Source organism: Roseibium aestuarii (assembly GCF_008477545.1).
Taxonomy (GTDB): domain Bacteria; phylum Pseudomonadota; class Alphaproteobacteria; order Rhizobiales; family Stappiaceae; genus Roseibium; species Roseibium aestuarii.
Genome location: NZ_VORA01000001.1, coordinates 178,902 through 199,382 on the forward strand (window position 1 = coordinate 178,902; position 20,481 = coordinate 199,382).

The window sequence follows — 20,481 nt, forward strand, 5'->3', positions numbered from 1 at the left end:
AGGAAGGGAAATCCCATGTCCCGTGCCATCCTGTGTGTGCTCGACAGCTTTGGAATCGGCGGCGCTGAAGATGCGACCGCCTTCGGGGATGCCGGGTCGGACACCCTGGGTCACATCGCCGAGGCCTGTGCTGCCGGCAAGGGCGACCGCGAGGGCCTGCGCGCCGGGCCGCTGAGCCTGCCCAACATGGACCGTCTGGGGCTGGGCGCTGCAGCGCGCCTGTCCACCGGCAAGCATCTGCCCGGTCTGGACGAGGTCGCGACCCCCGAAGGGCTCCACGGCTATGCCGCCGAAGTCTCCAACGGCAAGGACACGCCCTCCGGTCATTGGGAGATCGCCGGGGTTCCGGTGCGCTTCGACTGGGGCTATTTCCCCGACACCATTCCCACCTTCCCGGCAGAGCTGATCGAGAAGATCATCGCGGCCTCCGACATCGACGGCATCCTCGGGGACCGTCATGCCTCCGGCACGGTGATCATCGAGGAGCTGGGCGAGGAACACCTGCGCACCGGCAAGCCGATCTTCTACACCAGTGGCGATTCTGTGGTGCAGATCGCAGCCCACGAGGAGCATTTCGGCCTCGAGCGGCTCTATCGCCTGTGCGAGATCACCCGCGAGCTGGTGGATCCCTACAACATCGGCCGCGTCATCGCCCGTCCCTTCGTGGGCGAGACCTCTGCCGACTTCGTCCGCACGGCGAACCGTCGCGACTATTCGGTCCTGCCGCCCGAGCCGACCCTTCTGGACCGGGCCAACAAGGCCGGTCGAAAGGTGATCACCGTCGGCAAGATTTCCGACATCTTCGCCCATCAGGGTCCGACGGCCGTCCTGAAGGGCGCGGGCAACGACCAGCTCTTCGACAAGACCCTCGAGGCCGTGGACATGGCGGGTGAGGGCGATCTGGTCTTCACCAACTTCATCGACTTCGACAGCCTCTACGGTCATCGCCGCGATGTGCCGGGTTATGCGGCCGCCCTCGAGCATTTCGATCGCCGCCTGCCGGAACTCATCGCCCGGCTTCAGCCCGGCGATCTGCTGGTTCTGACGGCCGACCACGGCTGCGACCCGACCTGGCAGGGCTCGGACCATACGCGCGAACATGTGCCCGTTCTGGCGACCGGACCGGGCATTGCGGGCCGTTCCATCGGCGGCCGCACGACCTATGCGGATATCGGCGAGACGATTGCCGAACATCTGGATCTCGAACAAGGCCCCCATGGCCGGAGTTTCCTTCGCTGACCGCGCGCGCTACGGTTTCCCGGCAGGGGAATCGTTCGCGCCGCCGGTGCGCGATCCCCTGATGCAGACGTGAGGCGGCATGAGCGAACATGTGACGGTGCCCAAGGCGGAATTGCATTGCCATATCGAGGGCGCGGCACCCCCCAGCCTCGTTCTGCGCAAGGCGGAGCAGTATGGGGTTGACGTGTCGCCGATCATCGACGCGCGCCGCCGCTATGTCTGGACGGATTTCACCAGCTTCCTGCAGGCCTATGACCTGGCCTCGTCCGTGTTCCGCACGCCGGCCGATTATGCCGAGCTGAGCGAGACCTATTTCCGCATGCTCGCCGCCGAGGGTGCGATCTATGGCGAGGTCTTCATCTCGCCCGATCATGCCCGCGCCGCCGGATTGTCCTATGCAAGCTATGTGGAGGGTCTGGCCACCGGCATCGAGCGCGCCAAGGAGGCGACCGGCATCGAGGGCCGGATGATCGCCATCGGCGTGCGCCATTTCGGGGCGGCCGCCGTGGAGCGCGTTGCCAGGGAAGTGATCGCCGCACCCCATCGTCTGGTCACCGGATTCGGTCTGGCCGGCGACGAGCGCGACGGTCATCCCGCGAATTTCGCCAAGGCCTTCCGCATGGCGGGCGACGCCGGCCTTGGCCTGACCGCCCATGCGGGAGAGTTCGGCGGCCCGGAGAGCATCGTCGCGGCGCTCGATTTCCTGCGGGTGAAGCGGCTGGGTCACGGGGTGCGCGCCATCGAGGACAAGGCCCTTGTGGAACGCCTTGTGCGGGACCGGATCGTGCTCGAATGCTGCCCGGGATCGAACACGGCCCTCGGCGTCTATTCGGTGCTGCGCTTCCACCCGGTCAACCTGCTGCGCAAGGCAGGGGTGCGGGTGACGCTCAATTCCGACGATCCGCCCTTCTTCCACACCACGCTCGGCAAGGAATATTCCTCTGTTGCCAAGACCTTCGGCTGGAGCGAGGCGGATCAGATCGCGGTGACGCGCACCGCCATCGAATCCGCCTTCTGCGACGCGGCCACCAAGCAGCGGCTCATCGTCCGGCTGGAAAGCGCCACGGCCTGAGGGCGGGCTCCGCAGCGCTGTAACCTTGCAATAAGCTGGCAGGCTGCGCTCGCCGTTACGGGCGCGGAGCCTCTTCGTCGGCCGGAACCTCATCCTCCACCGGGTCCCGGTAGGACGGGTCTTCGTTCTGCGGCTCGTCCGGCGAGCGCGGATCGAGCACGGAGGTCTCCGGCGTGGCGAAGCGCGCCGATGCGATGTTCACCACGAAGTCGGTCTTGTCTTCGCTGGCGAGCGCAGCCCGCTGGGTCATGCGCCAGATCGCAAAGACGATGATCGACAGATGAGCGGCCGCCGTGATCTGGAACAAGGCGCTGGGGCTGGTCGCGGACATCAGCGGTGCGGCGACAACCGGTCCGACCATGGTTCCGGTGCCGAAGATCAGCAGCAGACCGCCGCTGGTCTTGAGAAAGTCGCCGGGCTCCGCATGGTCGCTCGCATGGGCGAGGATCACCGGATACATGGAATAGATCATGCCTCCAAAGGCCGTGATCAGGGCGATGGTCACGACCGCGCTCTGGCCGCCGAACATCGTCAGCGTGAAGCCGATGGCCATCGCCAGCAGCGCCATGGCCACCAGCACGAGACGCCGGTCGAGGCGGTCCGAGGCATAGCCGACCGGGATCTGCACCAGCGCTCCGGCAAGCAGGGCCAGCGACATCATGATCGCGACATCCGAGACCTCAAGACCCACCCGGCGGCCATAGACGGCGCCCAGCGTTCCGAAGGTGCCGTTGGAAATGCCGACCATGAAGATCGCCAGCACCGCGATGGGAGAGTTGCGCCACAGCAGCTTGGGGTCGAGCCGGGCCTGGGTCAGGGGCTGGGGGCTGGCAGCGGTGGAGAGCGCCGTGGGCAGCAGGGCCAGCGAGTAGATGATCGAGCCGATGACAAAGAAGACGAATCCAGTGGGATCGCCCAGGGTCAGCAGCATCTGGCCAAGGGTCGTCGCCCCCAGGTTGATCATCGTGTAGATGCCGAAGACCCGGCCGCGCGTCTTGGGCGTGGTGCGTTCGTTCAGCCAGCTTTCCACGATCATCGCGGCCCCGGCAAAGCAGAAGCCCGACAGGGAGCGCAGGAGGATCCAGGCCAGCGGTTCCATCAGCAGCAGGTTGAGCAGCAGGGTGATCCCCGCCAGCGAGCACAGGGCCCCGAAGCTGCGGGTGTGGCCGACGCGCTTCACGATGATCGGCACCACCAGACAGCCGATCATGTAACCGGCAGCCCATCCGGCCCCCAGAAGACCGAGAGAACTGTCGGAGAAGCCTTCATGCAGACCGCGCAAGGGCAGCAGCAGGCCGTGCAGGCCTCCGGCCAGCAGCAGCAGGGCGGATCCGATCAGGAGGGCGGAAATGGAAACGATCGCGGACATGTCTACCTGTCTAGTCGGTTCGGCTGGGTCTCGGAAAGCCTGCTCCGTGTGTCCGCAGGCGGACTGAAACGGGCCGTGTCGTGCCTTTGTCGGATGCTGGTGCACGACGGTTGTCAAGGCGACCAAAAGGCGGGATAACGCGCGGGTCGCCCCAAGGGGTCAGAAAGGCAACAAAGCGGTTGCGCAATGGTTCCCGCATCTGCGCCAGGATGCAAGGGCCGAAACGTGCCCTCGCAGGTTTTGCTTGTGAATTGGCCCGACAGATCAGGAACGTTGAATGTCCAGCCCCGCGCAGACTGCGCCCGGTCCGCAGGCCGAAGCCACCTCCGATCCCGTTCGCATCCGCGCCCAGGCCCGTCGGATCTGGGAAGCCGCAGTGCGCGGCGATTTCGCCGGGCTGACGGTCGACCCGGCCGCGCTGGACGCGCTTGCCGAGCAGGTGGCGAAACGCATGCGCGCAGACTGGCCCGATCTGCAGTTTCCCCCCAGCGGCATCTGGCGCGCGCTGGAGGCCGACGACATCGACCGCTTCGGGATCGCGACCGGCAGTCAGGGGTTCGCAGGTCCCGAGGAGTTCCTGCTGGCGAGCGCTGATCTGGCGATCCTGGCGAGCGTTTTCCAGGTGTCCGCACCCGCCGGCTGGAGCTTCGCCGATCCCTTCTCCGGCAAGGAGGTGAGCGGATCTGCCGGACTGTCCGTCGCAGCGCTCGCCCTGCTGGCACAGGGCCATTTCTCGCAGGATCCGGCCCGGCCCTTGCGGGTGGATGCCGCGTCTCTCACCACCCTGAGCCTGTCCGACTTCGCCATGGCGCTGGACGGTGAGGCCGAGCCTTCCGCCCACGCCCGTCAGCTGCACGGGCATCTGGTGCGCCTCGGCGAGGTCATCGTCATGCGCCCCGACCTCTTCAACCGGGGTGGGGCACTGCGTCCCGCCCATGCGCTGCTCAAGGCGCTGGAGGAAGGCGATACGCAGGAGGCTCTCGACGCGGGAGCCCTGTTTCGCCTGCTCCACAACGGGCTTGCCCCCCTCTGGACGGGAGGCGCGCGGCTTGGCGATCTTCTGCTCGCGGACGCCTGGCCCTGCAACCCGGCATCTGGGGAGGCCGGCGCACTGAAGGCCGGCGCACTGTCGGAATGTCTCACCCTGCCGGCGCCGGACGGCACGACCGCCGGTCATGCGGTGGCGCTGCAGGCGCCGCTGTCCGCCATGGTCTTCAGCCTGCTGGAGCCTCTGGCCTGGATCGGTCTCGCGCTGGAGGATCTGGAGGTTGTTCCCCCACCGGCCGACCTCGCGCATCTGGCCCTGATGCAGCAGGCAGGCGTCCTTGCGTTGTCACCGGCGACAGAGGGGGCGGGTCTTGCAGCCGATCCGCAGGCCCGGCTTGCCATCGCGCGGGCCCTGACCCTCGCGGCCGTCGATCTCCTGGCGCAGAAGGTGCGCGCGATCTTCGAGGTGGAAGCGGAGGATCTGCCCCTGACCCTGATCCTCGAAGCCGGCACCCGCCCTCTCGCGAGGGCCGCAACTCTGGAAAACTCGGGTTCGACGCGCGAGCTGGCAAGTTTCCTCGCTGACAGGGGTGTTTTTTGGCTACCATTGCAGGCATAGCAGAACGCAAGTGAAGGTATCACGCCTCCGCCGAAGGGGGCCGAAAGAAGAGAGGCAAGCATGTCCGGAGCTACCGTCGTCAATCATCCGCTGGTCCAGCACAAGCTGACGATCATGCGCAAGAAGGAAACCTCGACCCAGGGGTTCCGCCGTCTTCTGCGGGAGATCTCCCTTCTGCTGTGCTACGAGGTCACCCGCGACCTGCCGGTGGTGATGCATCGCATCGAAACCCCGATCCAGGAAATGGATGCGCCGATCCTCGATGGCAAGAAGCTGGTCTTCGCCTCGGTTCTGCGTGCCGGCAACGGCCTGCTGGAAGGCATGCTGGACCTGGTGCCGGCGGCCCGCGTCGCGCATATCGGTCTTTACCGCGATCCGAAGACCCTCGAGCCGGTCGAATATTACTTCAAGGCCCCCGAGCACCTGAACGAGCGCCTTGTGATTGTCGTCGATCCCATGCTGGCGACCGCCAATTCGGCTATTGCCGCCGTGGACAAGCTGAAGGAACGCGGCGCCAACAACCTGCGCTTCCTCTGCCTGCTGGCCTCGCCCGAGGGCATCGAAAAGTTCAACAAGGCCCATCCGGACGTGCCGATCTTCACCGCTTCCATCGACGAGAAGCTCAACGAGAAGGGCTATATCGTTCCGGGTCTGGGTGATGCGGGCGACCGCATGTACGGCACCAAGTAAGGACAGGGGCCTCGAAGGCCCGACCGTTTCGCGAACGCCCGGGACCCGTCAGGTTCCGGGCGTTTTTTGATGCCGGGGCTTGCCAGTCGAAAGCGCCAGGGACCTCGGCAGAATTGCCGGTCGGCCTTTAGAAAATCGGAAGTGTTTGCTGTCAGGATGGCATCCATCTCGACCGGTGAGTGTCCTGATGTTCCGCTATCTGCTTCTGGCCCTGTTTCTGTGCGCAACCGTTCCGCTCGTGCCGCATTTCCTCTCCGGGGACGGTGCGCTCTTCCTCTCGGGTTCGGGCGAACGTCCGGTCCGGGACGAGCGCGCCAGAGATGACGAGCGTGAAACGGAGGGCGAGAAGGCCTTTCGCATCGGCCGGTCACGCAATGGCCATTATGTGCTGGATGTCATCATCAACGGTCAGCCCGTCGAGATGCTCGTGGATACGGGGGCTTCGACGGTGGCTCTGCCAGAAAGTGTTGCCGAGGAGGCTGGCATAATCCTGCAATCTTCTGCCTATACGGTCCCCGTCCGGACGGCCAATGGCGAAACCAGCGCCGCAGCGACGCGCATCGATGATCTTCGCATCGGTCCGATCCGCCTGCGCGATGTGGAGGCCATGGTCATCCGCGATCAATCCCTGGGAACGCCGCTCTTCGGAATGTCGGCCCTGAACATGTTGCGTCGGTTTGATTTTTCGGACGACACCCTGTTACTTGTTCAGTAGACGATATTAGTTTCCGTAAAGGCATTCTCCAAAACCTCATTTCCGCATTTTCATCACACGAGGTCTTCAATGTTTCCCAAGCCGCTGGCATCCCTCCAGCCCAACACCTACGACTACGAGTCCCTTCCGATGGTTAAGCCGACCGGCTTCCGCGAATATGACGCGCGCTGGCTGTTCGAGAAGGAAATCAACCTGATGGGCATGCAGGCGCTGGGCATGGGGATCGGCACCCTCATGCACGAGCGTGGCGTTCGACCCGACATCGTCGTCGGTCACGACTTCCGTTCCTACTCGGCGACCATCAAGAACGCGGTGATCAACGGCCTTCTGGCCGCCGGCATCAACGTGCACGACATTGGCCTCGCCCTGTCGCCCATGGCCTATTTCGCCCAGTTCGCGCTGGATGTCCCGGCCGTGGCCATGATCACCGCCTCGCACAACGACAACGGCTGGACCGGCGTGAAGATGGGCATCAACCGCCCGCTCACCTTTGGTCCGGACGAAATGGGCCGCCTCAAGGAAATCGTGCTCGGCGCGGAGTTCAACCTCAAGGGCGGTGGCAGCTATCGCTTCGTCCAGGGCTTCCCGGAGATCTACATCAAGGATCTGACCGATCGCCCCAAGCTGAAGCGCCCGATCAAGATCGTCGCCGCCTGCGGCAACGGCACGGCTGGCGCCTTTGCTCCGAAGATCCTGGAAATGCTCGGCGCGGAAGTCATTCCGCTGGATGCCGAGCTGGACCACACCTTCCCGCGCTACAACCCGAACCCGGAGGACATGAAGATGCTTCATGCCCTGCGTGACAAGGTTCTGGAAACCGGCGCGGAAGTGGGCCTCGGCTTCGACGGCGACGGCGACCGCTGCGGCGTGGTGGACAATGAAGGCGAGGAGATCTTCGCCGACAAGGTCGGCGTGATGCTCGCCCGCGACATCTCCGCCCTCCACCCCAACGCCCAGTTCGTGGTGGACGTGAAGTCGACCGGCCTCTTCAACACCGATCCGGTGCTCAAGGCCAACGGCGCGAAGACCGACTATTTCAAGACCGGTCATTCCTACATCAAGCGCCGGGTGACCGAGCTCAACGCCATCGTCGGCTTCGAGAAGTCGGGTCACTACTTCTTCAACGCCCCGATCGGCCGCGGCTATGACGACGGCCTGGTCTCGGCCATTGCCATCCTCGACATGCTGGACCGCAACCCGGACAAGACCATGGCCGACCTGCGCCGTGATCTGCCGACCACCTACGGCTCTCCGACCATGTCGCCCCACTGCGACGACGAGATCAAGTATGAGGTCGTGGACCGCGTGGTCGCCCGCTTCACCGAAATGAAGGAAAAGGGCGAGAAGGTCGGTGGCCAGTCGATCATCGATCTGATCACCGTCAACGGCATTCGCGTCGTCACCGAAGACGGCACCTGGGGCCTGGTGCGCGCCTCCTCCAACAAGCCGGAACTGGTGGTCGTGGTGGAAAGCCCGGTCGCCAAGGAACGTCTGCACGAGATGTTCAAGGCGGTTGATGCGGTGCTGCGCGAGAACCCGGAAGTCGGCGAATACAACCAGACCATCTGAGGTCTGGCACACGAGCATTTTGGCGGCGGGCTGTCCCTCGGGGCAGCCCGTTGCTGTTTCAACCTGCCGCAAAAGCCGGTGCGTCCTGCCATCTGACGGCGAGATCGTCCTTTCTGCGCCCCGGATTCTGGCCTAAAGACGAAGCACCGGGAGCGAAACCCTGCCGCCAGCGATGCGCGCATGGCGCGCCTTTCGTGACAAGAACAAGTCTGGAGGAATGTCCATGATCCGCGAGTTCGGAACCCTGCCGGATGGCAGCGTCGTGCAGGAAGTCACCCTGAAGAAGGGCGCGCTGGAAGCCAAGGTGCTGACCTATGGCGCGATCATCCGCGACCTGAAGGTCAATGGCCGCACGGTGGTGCTCGGTTTCGATGATCTGCAGAGCTATCTCGACCATTCGCCTTATTTCGGCGCCGTGCCGGGGCGTTGCGCCAACCGCATCGCCAATGCGCGCATGACCATCGACGGCACCGACTATCAACTCGGCATTAATCAGGACGGCAAGCACCAGCTCCATGGCGGGGCAACCGGCTTCGGCACCCGCAATTGGACCCTCGAACAGCACGACAAGGCCAGCGTCCTGCTCAAATACGTCTCGGCCGATGGCGAGGAAGGCTATCCGGGCGAGGTGGAACTGCTCTGCCGCTACACGCTTACCGGCTCCGGCGCCGTGCGGGTGAAGTTCACCGCAACGACGACGAAGCCGACCATCGTCAACGTGACCCAGCACGCCTATTTCAATCTGGATGGCAGTGACACGATCCTCGATCATTCCCTGGAGATCGCCGCCGACGCCTATCTTCCGGTGTCCGACGAGTTCCTGCCGACCGGCGAGATCCGCAAGGTGGAATGGACCCCCTACGACTTCCGCGATGGCCGCAAGCTGCGCCGCAAGGCAGGCGAGGAAGGGGTGATCTTCGACCACAATTTCTGTCTGTCGGATGCCCCGCGGGACGAGGTTGCCTTTGTCGCGGCGCTTGAGGACCCGGCAGGCGACATGCGCATGGAAGTCTGGTCCACTGAACCGGGCGTGCAGCTCTATGACGGCTACAAGATCGAGGTTCCGGTGCCCGGCCTCCTCGGCAAGCCCTATAGCGCCTATGCCGGTTTGTGCCTCGAGACCCAGCGTTGGCCCGACAGCATCAACCACGCGAATTTCACCAATGTTCTTTTGCGGCCAGAAGAGACCTATACTCACGTGACCGAGTTCCGGTTCTCGTAGCGATTCTCCTTCAGCCATAGGGCATCCATTGCAGACCGTCTTTTCCTCGATCCAGCTCCGGCACGCTCCCGTTCACGAGATTTCCGACGGCCAGGTAAAGGCGGCCGTGGAGACACCCTCTCGCGCGGAAGCGGTGCTGGCCCAGATCCGGGATCGGCGCTTCGGCTCCGTGGTGCCGCCCTTCGAGTTCGGACCCCGCGCCCTGCGCAGGGTCCATTCCCAGAGCTACATCTCCTTCCTGGAGACCTTCTGGGAGCGCTGGACGGAACTCGGCCGGGACGGAGAGGCCTTCCCCTTCGTGTGGCCGATCCGCTCCCTGCGCCAGGAGCCGCTGCCCGATCATGTGGACGGTCTGCTCGGCCGCTATTCGATGGATGCGGGAACACCGCTCGGAGAGTTCACTTTCGCCGCGGCGAAAGCCTCTGCCGACACGGCGCTGACCGCAGCCCAGCTCGTTCTGGAACAGGGTCATCCGGCAGCCTTCGGTCTCTGCCGTCCGCCGGGGCATCATGCCGGAGTCGATTTCTACGGTGGCTACTGCTACCTCAACAATGCGGCCATCGCCGCCCAGTGGCTGCGGGACTATGGCGCCAGTCGCGTGGCGATCCTCGATCTCGACTATCACCACGGCAACGGCACCCAGTCGATCTTCTACGAGCGCTCCGACGTGCTCTTCCTCTCCATTCACGCGGACCCGCGGCAGGAATATCCCTTCTTCCTGGGCCATGCGGACGAGACCGGCGAGCAGGCCGGAACGGGCTTCACCCGCAACTGGCCTCTGCCCTACGGCACAGGCTGGACCGGCTATGAGCCGGCGCTGGAGGAGGCCTGCCGCTGGCTGGTCGTCTACCGCCCCGACTATCTCGTCGTCTCGCTGGGTCTCGACTGTTTCGAGGAGGACCCGATCGGCGGTTTCCGCCTGACCAGCGAGGACTTCAAGCGTCTCGGTGCGCGGCTCGCCCGCCTCAATGTGCCCACCATCTTCCTGATGGAAGGCGGCTATGCCACGGCCACCCTGGGCATCAACTGTCTGAACGTGCTGCAATCCTTCGAGGAAGCCCGGCGCGAACTGGCGGCATGAGCCAGCGCGCATCCCAACGCATCAGCCCCTGATTCCGAGCTCGGCGAGCGCTGCCCTTAAATTTGCCGGGCCGGTGAAGTGGATGGCCTGCATGCCCACCGCGCGGGCGCCTTCCACGTTGCGCGGGCTGTCGTCGATGAACACGCATTCTTCCGCCACGAGGCCATTGCGCTCCAGCAGCACATGGTAGATCGCCGGATCCGGTTTCAGCAGCCGCTCATGGGCGGACACCACCGTGTCGATGAAGCTGTTCCCGAGAAACGGGAAACGTCCGGTCGCTTCGATCCATTTCTCCGCCGAGAAATTGGTGATCGCATAGAGCGGCACCTCGGCGGCCTTCAGGTCTTCCAGCAGGACAACCGTGTCGGCAATTGTGCCGGGAACCATGTCGTGCCAGCCGCTGCTGTAGGCCTCGATCAGCTCGCGCTTCTCCGGATGCTGCACGGACAGCTCGTCGATGGCCTCTGCCCAGCTGCGGCCCCGGTCTTGCTCCAGGTTCCAGGCCGGGCTGCACACGTGGGTCAGAAAATGCTCGCGCTCGGCGGCATCCGGGATCAGTCTGCTATAGAGATGGTTCGGGTCCCAGGCGATGAGCACGTTGCCCACATCGAAGACCACATTGCGGACGGGAGAGGCTGAAGGCGCGGACATGGACAGTTCCGATCAGGAGAGCCCGGGACACCCGGGGGAGGGCAGGAGAGGCGCAAGAGTCGCTGGATGCACTCTGGCATATTCGCTCCGGATCCTCTTCCTCCTTTGCGTCATTTTGATGAGGGCGTTCCCGCTCGCTGCCCTGACGTCGCTTGCACCTGCTGCTCTTGCCGAAGAGCCCGGCCAGCGTTTCCGCCTCGGCCTTGCGACCGGTCAGAACCCGCAGGCGCGCGACGAGATCGAGCCCTATCGGCGCTGGCTGGAAGGGGCGATCGACCGGCCGGTCGACCTGTTCCTCTTTCCCGATCTGGCCCATACCGCCGAGGCCCTTCGTCGGGGGCGCATCGATCAGGCGCGCCTCTCGGTGGCGGCCCATGCGGCGCTTCAGGCGGCTTGCGACTGTGTCGTGCCGCTGGTTCTGGCCCGCCCGGGAGACGGCACGATCGGGATCCAGTCGGTGCTGCTCGTGCGTCCGGAACAGGTGGACGCGGGGCTGGAAGGTCTCGCCGGGGCGCGGGTGGGCGTCGGTCCTCCGGGCGCACTAGCGACCCGCGCCGTGCCCCTCCGTCTGCTGCGCGTGGCCGGGCGGACCATGGAAGAGCATTTTGCCGAGATCGTCACCGTATCTTCCCTCTCAACCGGGGAGGAAGATGTGCTCTCCGGTCGGCTGGATGCGGTCACGGCCTGGCGTGCCGTTGCGCAAGGAGGTGCCGCCGTAAAGGATCCCGCCCGGTTCGCCGGTCTGGCGGTGATCTGGGCGTCACCGACCTTGCCCGTCGTCTCCCATGTGGTGCGCGCAGATCTCGCCCCGGAGCTCAGGCAACGGCTGGCCGCGGCCCTGATTGACCTGCCGGAGAGGGATCCGGAGGCGGCCCGCGCCCTGGAGCCGGATTTCACGGGCGGCTTTGCGCCCGCCGTGCCCAGCGACTTCCAGCCGCTCGTGGAGATGGCCGGCCAGCCCTGACCTGCTCTACCGGGCCAGAAGCCGGGCCGTGTGACGGCGGATCATTTCTTCCTCGTTGGTTACAAGCCGCATGAGACAGACCCGGGACCCGGCGCGGGAGAATTCCTGCGCGCTGGCAGCATTGGCCTCCGGATCCAGATCCGCGCCGAGCCAGCCGAGGTCATCGCAGATCCGCCGGCGGATCTCCGCCGCATGCTCGCCGATGCCGCCGGTGAAGACGATCGTGTCGACCCCGCCGAGCGCGGCTGCCATGGCGCCCACTTCGCGCTTCACCCGGTGCACGTAATAATCGATGGCACCTGCCGCGTCGGGACTGTCGCTCGCCAGCAGGTCGCGCATGTCCTGGGTCAGTCCGGAGAGACCCTTCAACCCGCTGTCCTTGTAGAGCAGATCGGAGATCGCATCGGCGGACAGGCCCTTCTCGCTCATCAGATAGAGCACGACGCCCGGGTCGAGCTGTCCGCATCGGGTGCCCATCGGCAGTCCGTCCAGCGCCGTGAAGCCCATGGTCGAGGCGATGCTCGCCCCGTCGCGGATGGCGCAGATCGACGACCCGTTGCCCAGATGGGCCACGATCAGCCTGCCGGCATAATGGTCGGGGTGGTCTTCGCGCAGATGGGCGCAGATATATTCGTAGGACAGGCCATGGAATCCATAGCGCCGCACCCCTTCCGCATAGAAGGACCGGGGCAGGGCGAAGGTGTCGTTGACCCAGGGGTGGGAGCGGTGAAATGCCGTGTCGAAACACGCCACCTGCAGTGCATCCGGGAAGGCGGCGCGTGCGGCCTCGATCCCGCTCAGATTATGCGGCTGATGCAGGGGGGCCAGCGGGTTGAACGCGGCCAGCGTGGTCAGAAGCGCGTCGTCGATCACCATCGGATCGCTGAAGGCAGGGCCGCCATGCACCACCCGGTGGCCGATCGCATCCACATGGGTGTCATGGGAAAACTCGTCGAGCAGGGCGAGGAAGGTCGCAAGGGCGCTTTCGTGGCTGGCCCCTTCGCGTGCATCCAGATCCCGGTTCTCGACCCGGAAATCCCCTTCCAGATGGTGCGCGGTAATGTGGGGACGGGCCCCCAGACCGGAAATCTGGCCGGCGACGGTCGGGCGAGCCCCCTCGAAGAGATTGAACTTGATGGAGGACGAGCCTGCATTGAGCACGAGGATCGAGGCGTCGGACATCAGCAGTCCTCTTCCGGCACGAAGGCTTCCACGGCCACGCCATTGCGCTGCCAGTGGCTGTAAAGCATGGCAAGCGCGCAGGACACCAGGCGGGCTCGCGCGTCGTCGGCCCGGCTGGTCAGCATGACCGGCACCTTGGCGCCCACCACCAGCCCGGCGGCTTCCGCATGGGCGATGAAGGTCAGCTCCTTGGCCAGCATGTTGCCGGCTTCCAGATTGGGGGTGATGAGCACCTCCGCATGGCCGGCCACCAGCGAGGTGATGCCCTTGGTGCGGGCGGCCTGCACGTCGATCGCATTGTCCATGGCCAGCGGCCCGTCCACCAGACCGCCGTGGATCTGGCCCCGCTCGGCCATCTTGGACAGGATGGCGGCGTCGAGGCTTGAAGGGATGGCCGGGTTCACCGTCTCGATGGCCGAGAGAATGCCGACCTTCGGCAGGGTGAGCCCGAGGCTCAGGGCCGCGTCGATGGCGTTCTGGGTGATGTCGACCTTGGTTGCCAGATCGGGCGCGATGTTGATCGCCGCATCGGAAATCACGACCGGAGTTTCTCGCCCGGGAATGTCCATGACGAACACATGGCTGATGCGCCGTTTCGTGCGCAGGCCGCCGTCCCGCTTGACGATATGCTTCAGCAGGTCATCCGTGTGCAGGTGGCCCTTCATCAGCGCCTGGACTCGGCCTTCGTGCACCAGCGCCACGGCCCGCGCCGCTGCCTCGCCCTCGTCTTCCACTTGGATCAGTTCGAAGCGGGAAAGATCGCCCTCCAGCCCGGAGGCGGCTTTTTCGATGCGGCCCCGATCGCCGATGAGGATGGGGGCGATCAGCCCGGCCTCAGCGGCCAGATAGACGCCTTCCAGCGAATTGGCATCGTCCGGCGCCACGACAGCCGTCGGCATCTTGGGCAGGCGCTTGGCCAGCGCCACCAGCCGGTTGAAGTGGCGGTGCCGTTCCACCAGCAGGGGCGGCAGGTCCTTCGGGTCATATTCGATGCGTAACGAGGGCGCGACGACCTCGGCCTCGCCCTCGGCGATCAGGGTTCCATTGGCGAGTTGCGCCGTGGTGCGGAAGCGCACGACGCCGCCCGCCCGCTTTTCCAGCGCCTTGACCTGAATGGTCAGGCAGTCGCCCGGCCGCACCCGGTCGTGGAAGGTGAGGGTCTGTGCCTTGTAGATCGTGCCCGGTCCGGGAAGGATGTTGCCGAGAACGGAGGAGATCAGCGCGCCGACCCACATGGCGGGCGCGACGGGCGGCTTTCCGTCGTCGCTGCCGGAAAAGTCGCTGTTGGGCAGGTGAAGCGGGTTCCGGTTGCCCGAGGCATGGGCAAAGACCACGAGATCGTTGGTGGAGCAGACGCGGGTGAGGTCTGCGGTCGCCCCCACCTCGATCTGGTCGAATGTCACGTTGCTGGCCATCATGTCCCCTGTCGAACGCCTGCGATTTATCGCGAATGCTGCTTCGCAGCATGTCAGGGGACGAGAGTAGACGGGCCGCATGACGGCGCAAGGACACAGATCAAATCATGTGTCTCGCACAGCCTTGCCCAATCATTGCAGGACGACGGTGGAGGTCAGCCGTGGCCGCAGGAAATAGACGTCGGTCAGGTTCACAGCCGACAGATAGGGCATCAGGTAGTCGGTCAGCCCCGCATAGGCCGGCGTATAGGTGGAGACCGCATAGCCGATCACGAGCGAGGTGTTGGGAAACCGGATTTCATCCGGGATATCCAGAGGCGGCGCGGCACCGGCCGGCCAGGGGGCGGAGCCATCCCGCTCCCGGCTCCAGTCGACGGCCGGGTTTCCGTCCCCGTCGAAGGTGACGCTTGCGATGATGACGTTCAGCGTGCCGTCCGTATAGGGCTGCATGATCTGTTCGGCCGCATAGACAACGTCCTCGATGTCATTGTCGGTAACGATCTCGGCCTGGGCGATCAGATCGGCGACGGAGCGCGCGGTCTGGGACACCTTCTGCTTCTGGTTCAGGGCCGTCGTGAACTCGGCCATGCCGACGAGCAGCAGCATGAGGAACGGCAGCACGAGGGCAAACTCCACCGCTGCGACCCCGGCAGAGCCACGGGCAAAAGAGCGAAGGATGCGGGCGGCAGCGCTCACCATGGGAAGGGCTCGTTGCGGAAGACGACCGTGGTGTAAAGCTTCCGGTACATGTCGCCGGAATCTCCGCTGTCGGTGCCGAGGATGGAGGTAAACATCGGCCACTTGTAGATCAGGCGGGCAATCACGATGTCGCTCGCGCCCCCGATCTGGAAGGAGGTGCTGGGGATAACATTCCCGTCTTCGTCCAGAAGACTGTCCACATTCGCCAGGCTTGCGAAGTCGTCAAAGGTCTGAACATCCACGGTCAGCCGTGTTTCGTCGCAGAGCACCGTCGTCATCTTCTCGCAGACCATGGCCATGAACTGGTCCTTGGTCATGCCCGATTGCATGGCCTGTCCGGTGCGGATCTGGCGTGTGGTCTCCAGAGCCGCGAAATCGAGGATGCGGTTGACGAAGAAGGCGAGGCCGAATTCCACCAGGCCAAAAAGAATCATGAAGAAGGGCAGGGCGATGGCAGCAAACTCGATGGCAGCCACGCCGTCGCGGTCACGCCGGAAGAGACGGAGCTTGCGCAACAGGAAGACGCGCGCGCTGCCCCGTTGCGGGGCGCGGCCTCTGTTTTCCTGTCTTGCATTCGCATCCGTCATGAATGCCGGTTCCTTCAGTTGGCCTTGGACGGGGCCATCCCTGCTGCTGCGGCCGAGAGTTCCGCAAGTCCGCTGGTCTGTCCCTGCAGATCCCCGAAGAAGTCTTTGCTGTCGCCGGTGCGCAGGGTCGGGTTGCAGATCGGCGTGCAGGAATAGGTCTCGCGGGTCGAGCTGCGCGTCACGGTCACCGTATTGTCTTCGGCATACTGGACGACAATAAGCTCATCGATGATGGGCTCGTTCTTCTCGTCCAGAATGATCAGGTTGGTCGAGCCATAGGCCTTGCCGGTGACGACAAGGGTGGTCCGGTCCTGAATGGAGACATCTGCGATCAGGGGATTGCCGACAATGATCGTGCTGGCTTCCTCGTCGATGCGGAACACCTTGGCGCGATCGACGGAGACATAGACCGTATCGTCGCGCTCTTCGGCGGAAACCGCGAGGGCAGGCAGCGTAAGCATGGCGGACAAGACCAACCTGAACGTGAATTTTGCTCCGGTACCCATGACTTACTCCATTTGAAGGACGGCGTAGGCCCATTTACGGAGATCTTGGTGAATGAAGCGCTAACGGCATTTCAGAAAGAACGGGGGGCTCGGGAGCCTTTTCTTCACGTCATCTGAGAGTAGCGGATCAGTATTGTGCCGGACGGGGCATGCCACTCACGCCAAGATCGATTTCTGAAACGTGATTTCGAGAATGCTTAATCGACGGGTGCATGACTTGGGGCGTGGAGAAATGTCAAATACTGGAAAGAAAAAACTTCCCATAATCGTGTATTTCTAAAATCTTATGAAAATTATTTTTCGGAAATACGCAGAAGGATAAAATGCAAAATATATATTTACCAAAAATTTAAGTATGCGATCTGTTAACCATAGGTATTTTTAGCGAGATTATCTTTGATTTGGCGCCCTCATTTAACCACTTCGAAACTCGGCAGGCCCTAGGTTGAGCTCGTTCGAACGGTCGAGCACAGATCCGGCGAACCTGAAGCTGTCAAATACAAGTGGAATACTAGGAGCAAACAGATGACCAATCTTCTCGCCCGTTTCGCCAAGGATGAGTCTGGCGCAACCGCAATCGAATATGGCCTGATCGCAGGTCTCCTGGCTGTTGCCATCATCACCGTTCTGGGCACCATGGGTGGTAACCTGAACTCGATCTTCGGCAAGATCGACGCCGGCCTGTCCTCCGCCGCTCAGTAAGCGCGGACCAGACGCCAGTCCCTCGCAGCCGCCCCGTGACGGGTCGGCTGCCGGGAGGACTTTCCGGAAGCGGGCCCCTGGGCCCGCTTTCTGCGTTTCAGCCCCTCGCGTCTTTAAGGGGTTCTTAAACCCTCTGTTTACAATGTCCGCCCATCGGTCGAGCCAAAGCCATGGGGTGCGGACAGGTGGATCTCTTGCTGGCGGGCGTCGTCGCCCTCTTCCCTCTCGGGCTCATCCTGGCTGCGGTCAGTGACCTCCTCACCATGACAATTCCCAATCGCCTGGTGCTCGGGCTCGGGGCCGTCTTTCTTGTCGCGGCTCTGCTCATCGGCCTGCCGCTGACCGGCTGGGGCTGGCATGCGCTGGCGGGAACCACCCTTCTGGTCGTCTGCTTCACGCTCTTCGCGCTGGGCTGGATGGGCGGAGGCGATGCAAAGCTGGCTGCCGTCATCGGCCTCTGGCTCGGCTGGGGCGATCCGCTGCTGCAGTTCGGCTTCCTGGTCGCGATCTACGGCGGCCTGCTCACCCTGGTCATCCTGATCGGCCGCAAGGCGTTCCCGGTTCTGCCCCGGGCCCTTCACGGCCAGTCCTGGCTGCTCAAGCTGCATGACACCTCCACAGGCATCCCTTACGGAATTGCTCTGGCCGCAGCCGGTCTTCAGGCGTTTTCCCGGTCTGTCTGGTTCCCCGCTCTCGGCGTTCTGTAAGGCGCAGGGCACCGACCCTTGCGGCAGCCGACAGGATTCCCGAATTGCGAGGCACGACGGTTTCCCGGCCCTCCGTACAATTCGGCCCCGATTTCCGGGTGAAATGTTTCCCGTCCTTGCGATTACCGCTGAGGATTTCGCACCCATTAATCAAATAATCATTCAGGTTAAAAGACGTTAACCAATTCCAATCATGGATGATTAACCATGTTTTGACCATTTCCACCCCACACTGGCCAGTAAAGGCGCTTTGTGCGCCCCTCGGACATGTGGAAGCAAGTGATGAAGTACGCCCGACTTCTCGTTCTCGGTGTCGCCCTCGGGGCCGGTCTGATCGCCGCCCGACTGGTCATGAACACCGGAACGCCAGCGCCGCAGCAATCCATGCTGCCAGACGCCGCCGAGGTCACTCGGGAGGAAGTGCTCGTTGCTGCCCGTGACATTGCTCTCGGCACCAAGCTCAGCTCGGCGGATCTCAAGTGGGCCCCCTGGCCGGTGGAAGCGGTGCCGAAGGGCGCGGTCACCAAGACCCGCAGCCCCAAGGGCCGTGAATCCTATGTTGGCCAGCTGGCCAAGGCGCAGATCTATGACGGTGACCCGATCCGGGTGGAACGTCTCGTCGATACGGATCAGGGCTTCATGGCCGCCATGCTGCCAAAGGGCAAGCGCGCGATCGCCGTCGGCGTCGAGGCAGAGACCACGGCGGGCGGCTTCATCCTGCCCGGCGACAAGGTGGATCTGATCCTCACCCGCAGCGGGCGTGAAAGCGGCGGTTCGGTCCGCAGCGAGACCATTCTCGAGAACATCCGCGTTCTCGCCATCGACACGGTGACCGCCGGCGAAAAGGAGCAGAAGACCCTTGCGCCGAAGCGGACCGCCACCCTGGAGCTGACCCCGCAGCAGGCGGAAGTGGTCGCCCAGGCCCAGAAACTCGGCACCATCGATCTCGCCCTGCGCAGCGTGGAGGACTCCTCGGACAACGAGGCGCCCGAACCGCAGCGCAAGGGAGGCGTGAACATGGTGAAATACGGTGTGACAACGCAGGCGACGGGTCAATGATCGGTTTGAGAACAGTTATGAGGCGCAAGGACATCAAGGCCTGTCTGCTGCTGCTCGGCACATGGGCCCTGGCGGCCGTCATGATGGCGGCGTTCCTGCCCACCGGAGCGCGGGCCGAATCCGGCTTCCCGAAACAGATCCACATCGCATCCGGTGAGCAGGCAAGTGATCGTCTGCTGCCGGTCGGCATCGGCCGCTCCGTGGTCGTCGATCTGTCCGACGAAGTGGCGGACGTTCTGGTGTCCAACCCGGCCGTCGCCGATGCCGTCGTGCGCAGCAGCCACCGGGTCTTCATCCTGGGCAAGGCCGCCGGTCAGGCGAACCTGGTCCTCTTCGCCCGCAGCGGCCGCGAACTCGCCAGCTTCGACCTGCGCGTCGAACCGGACACCTCCGACCTGACCCGTCTTCTGCGCCGCGCCATCCCGAATTCGAACATCACGGCCGAATCCATTAACGGCAACCTGATCCTGTCCGGTCAGGCCGCGAACACGGCCGACGCCCAGCGTGCCGCCGATCTCGCCGCGCGCTTCAGCGGAACTACGGTGGATGCCAGCACCGTGCTCAACATGATCGAGGTCTCCGGTTCCGATCAGGTGCTCCTGAAGGTGACGGTGGCCGAAGTCGACCGTTCGGTCGTCAAGCAGCTCGGCATGAACCTGTCGGGCACCGTGGGCATCGGCAACTTCACCGCCGGCTTCAACAACTCGACCGCCTTCACCGTGAACCCGGATGTGGTGAACCAGGCGGTTGCCGCCGGCGGGTTCCTCTCCGGCGACGCCAGCCTGAGTGCCTCCGTCGAGGCTCTCCAGCGCGAAGGCGTGATCCGCACCCTGGCCGAACCGACCCTGACCGCGATTTCCGGCGAAAACGCCAGCTTCCTCGCCGGCGGCGAGTTCCCGATCCCCGTGTCCCAGGACAACGACAAGATCGGCGTCGAATTCAAGAAGTTCGGTGTGGGGCTCGATTTCACCCCGGTGGTCATGTCCGGGGGACGGATCAACCTGCGCGTCAAGACCGAGGTCAGCGAGCTGTCAAGCGATGGCGCGGTGACCCTGTCCATCATCTCCATTCCGGCCCTGAAGGTGCGTCGCGCCGAATCGACCATCGAGCTCCCGTCCGGCGGCACCTTGGTGATGGCAGGTCTTCTGAAGGAATCCTATCAGCAGGCGGTCAGCGGCGTTCCGGGCCTGATGCAGGTGCCGATCCTCGGCACCCTGTTCAAGAGCCGCGACTTCCTGCGCGAGCAGACCGAACTGGTGGTCTTCGTGACCCCTTACACGGTGTCGCCCGCCAAGGCTTCGGCCATGACCCGTCCGGACCAGAACCTGATCCCGCCGAGCGATGGCGAGAACGTCTTCCTGAATCGTCTGAACAAGATCTTCAACACCGGTGCGGCACCTGCCGGCACCTATCACGGCCAGGTCGGCTTCATCTACAAGTGAGGAG

General features: G+C 64.1%; 20 protein-coding genes. 13 read left to right on the top strand and 7 right to left on the bottom strand.

All coding sequences use genetic code 11. From position 1 onward, the window contains the following. Positions 1–15 precede the first annotated feature (15 nt). Positions 16–1,239 carry a phosphopentomutase gene (locus tag FR728_RS00825; RefSeq protein WP_149890767.1) on the top strand — a complete coding sequence of 408 codons (1,224 nt, stop codon included), beginning with the start codon at positions 16–18 and terminating at the stop codon, positions 1,237–1,239. A gap of 79 nt (positions 1,240–1,318) precedes the next feature. Next, complete coding sequence (locus tag FR728_RS00830) at positions 1,319–2,311, top strand: adenosine deaminase (protein WP_149890768.1); 993 nt, start codon at positions 1,319–1,321, stop codon at positions 2,309–2,311. Positions 2,312–2,366: 55 nt separating this feature from the next. Here the strand turns inward: FR728_RS00830 and FR728_RS00835 are convergent, their stop codons facing one another. Next, positions 2,367–3,680, bottom strand: a complete 1,314-nt coding sequence (locus FR728_RS00835; RefSeq protein WP_149890769.1) for an MFS transporter — start codon at positions 3,678–3,680, stop codon at positions 2,367–2,369. A gap of 277 nt (positions 3,681–3,957) precedes the next feature. Here FR728_RS00835 and FR728_RS00840 point away from each other — a divergent pair, with 277 nt between their 5' ends. The 6 genes from FR728_RS00840 (at position 3,958) to FR728_RS00865 (ending at position 10,563) form a co-directional block, all read left to right on the top strand. Beyond that, positions 3,958–5,286, top strand: a complete 1,329-nt coding sequence (locus FR728_RS00840; RefSeq protein ID WP_149890770.1) for a DUF1688 family protein — start codon at positions 3,958–3,960, stop codon at positions 5,284–5,286. 60 nt (positions 5,287–5,346) lie between these two features. Beyond that, entirely contained in the window at positions 5,347–5,976 is a 630-nt protein-coding gene (gene upp, locus FR728_RS00845; RefSeq protein ID WP_149890771.1) for a uracil phosphoribosyltransferase, read from the top strand. A 187-nt stretch (positions 5,977–6,163) separates the two neighbouring features. Next, positions 6,164–6,691, top strand: a complete 528-nt coding sequence (locus FR728_RS00850) for a retropepsin-like aspartic protease family protein (RefSeq protein WP_149890772.1) — start codon at positions 6,164–6,166, stop codon at positions 6,689–6,691. 69 nt (positions 6,692–6,760) lie between these two features. Then, a complete protein-coding gene (locus FR728_RS00855) occupies positions 6,761–8,260 on the top strand; it encodes a phosphomannomutase/phosphoglucomutase (RefSeq protein ID WP_149890773.1) in 1,500 nt (499 codons plus the stop codon). A 223-nt stretch (positions 8,261–8,483) separates the two neighbouring features. Then, complete coding sequence (locus tag FR728_RS00860; protein WP_149890774.1) at positions 8,484–9,482, top strand: aldose epimerase family protein; 999 nt, start codon at positions 8,484–8,486, stop codon at positions 9,480–9,482. A 28-nt stretch (positions 9,483–9,510) separates the two neighbouring features. Next, complete coding sequence (locus tag FR728_RS00865) at positions 9,511–10,563, top strand: histone deacetylase family protein (RefSeq protein ID WP_149890775.1); 1,053 nt, start codon at positions 9,511–9,513, stop codon at positions 10,561–10,563. 21 nt (positions 10,564–10,584) lie between these two features. Here FR728_RS00865 and FR728_RS00870 read toward each other — a convergent pair whose 3' ends face one another. Further along, positions 10,585–11,214 carry an HAD family hydrolase gene (locus tag FR728_RS00870; RefSeq protein ID WP_149890776.1) on the bottom strand — a complete coding sequence of 210 codons (630 nt, stop codon included), beginning with the start codon at positions 11,212–11,214 and terminating at the stop codon, positions 10,585–10,587. A gap of 118 nt (positions 11,215–11,332) precedes the next feature. Here FR728_RS00870 and FR728_RS00875 point away from each other — a divergent pair, with 118 nt between their 5' ends. Next, on the top strand, positions 11,333–12,178 hold the full coding sequence (locus FR728_RS00875; RefSeq protein WP_188318750.1) for a phosphate/phosphite/phosphonate ABC transporter substrate-binding protein: 846 nt from the start codon (positions 11,333–11,335) through the stop codon (positions 12,176–12,178). 6 nt (positions 12,179–12,184) lie between these two features. On the opposite strand, the gene FR728_RS00880 is transcribed toward FR728_RS00875, so the two are convergent. The 5 genes from FR728_RS00880 to FR728_RS00900 form a co-directional block, all read right to left on the bottom strand. Beyond that, on the bottom strand, positions 12,185–13,360 hold the full coding sequence (locus FR728_RS00880) for an acetate/propionate family kinase (RefSeq protein ID WP_149890778.1): 1,176 nt from the start codon (positions 13,358–13,360) through the stop codon (positions 12,185–12,187). Further along, positions 13,360–14,775: a bifunctional enoyl-CoA hydratase/phosphate acetyltransferase gene (locus FR728_RS00885; RefSeq protein WP_149892134.1), complete on the bottom strand. Its 1,416-nt coding sequence runs from the start codon at positions 14,773–14,775 to the stop codon at positions 13,360–13,362. Before FR728_RS00885 ends, FR728_RS00880 begins: the two co-directional genes overlap by 1 nt. 132 nt (positions 14,776–14,907) lie before the next feature. Continuing rightward, on the bottom strand, positions 14,908–15,474 hold the full coding sequence (locus FR728_RS00890) for a TadE/TadG family type IV pilus assembly protein (protein ID WP_149890779.1): 567 nt from the start codon (positions 15,472–15,474) through the stop codon (positions 14,908–14,910). Then, positions 15,468–16,061 (bottom strand): TadE/TadG family type IV pilus assembly protein, encoded by a 594-nt coding sequence (locus tag FR728_RS00895; RefSeq protein ID WP_149890780.1) that lies wholly within the window; start codon positions 16,059–16,061, stop codon positions 15,468–15,470. Before FR728_RS00895 ends, FR728_RS00890 begins: the two co-directional genes overlap by 7 nt. A 14-nt stretch (positions 16,062–16,075) precedes the next feature. Further along, positions 16,076–16,522: a pilus assembly protein N-terminal domain-containing protein gene (locus FR728_RS00900; RefSeq protein WP_188318751.1), complete on the bottom strand. Its 447-nt coding sequence runs from the start codon at positions 16,520–16,522 to the stop codon at positions 16,076–16,078. A 570-nt stretch (positions 16,523–17,092) separates the two neighbouring features. On the opposite strand from FR728_RS00900, the gene FR728_RS00905 reads away from it, so the two are divergent. The 4 genes from FR728_RS00905 to FR728_RS00920 all read left to right on the top strand — a co-directional run bounded on the left by FR728_RS00905 (position 17,093) and on the right by FR728_RS00920 (position 20,477). Beyond that, positions 17,093–17,269 (top strand): Flp family type IVb pilin, encoded by a 177-nt coding sequence (locus FR728_RS00905; RefSeq protein WP_149890782.1) that lies wholly within the window; start codon positions 17,093–17,095, stop codon positions 17,267–17,269. Positions 17,270–17,454: 185 nt separating this feature from the next. After that, complete coding sequence (locus tag FR728_RS00910) at positions 17,455–17,976, top strand: A24 family peptidase (protein WP_244304344.1); 522 nt, start codon at positions 17,455–17,457, stop codon at positions 17,974–17,976. Between the two features lie 282 nt (positions 17,977–18,258). Beyond that, the gene (gene cpaB / locus FR728_RS00915; protein ID WP_149890784.1) at positions 18,259–19,035 is read left to right on the top strand and encodes a Flp pilus assembly protein CpaB; all 777 of its coding nucleotides are present in this window, start codon (positions 18,259–18,261) and stop codon (positions 19,033–19,035) included. 17 nt (positions 19,036–19,052) lie between these two features. Further along, positions 19,053–20,477, top strand: coding sequence for a type II and III secretion system protein family protein (locus tag FR728_RS00920; protein WP_149890785.1), 1,425 nt, complete (start codon positions 19,053–19,055; stop codon positions 20,475–20,477). The last annotated feature ends 4 nt before the right edge of the window (positions 20,478–20,481 follow it).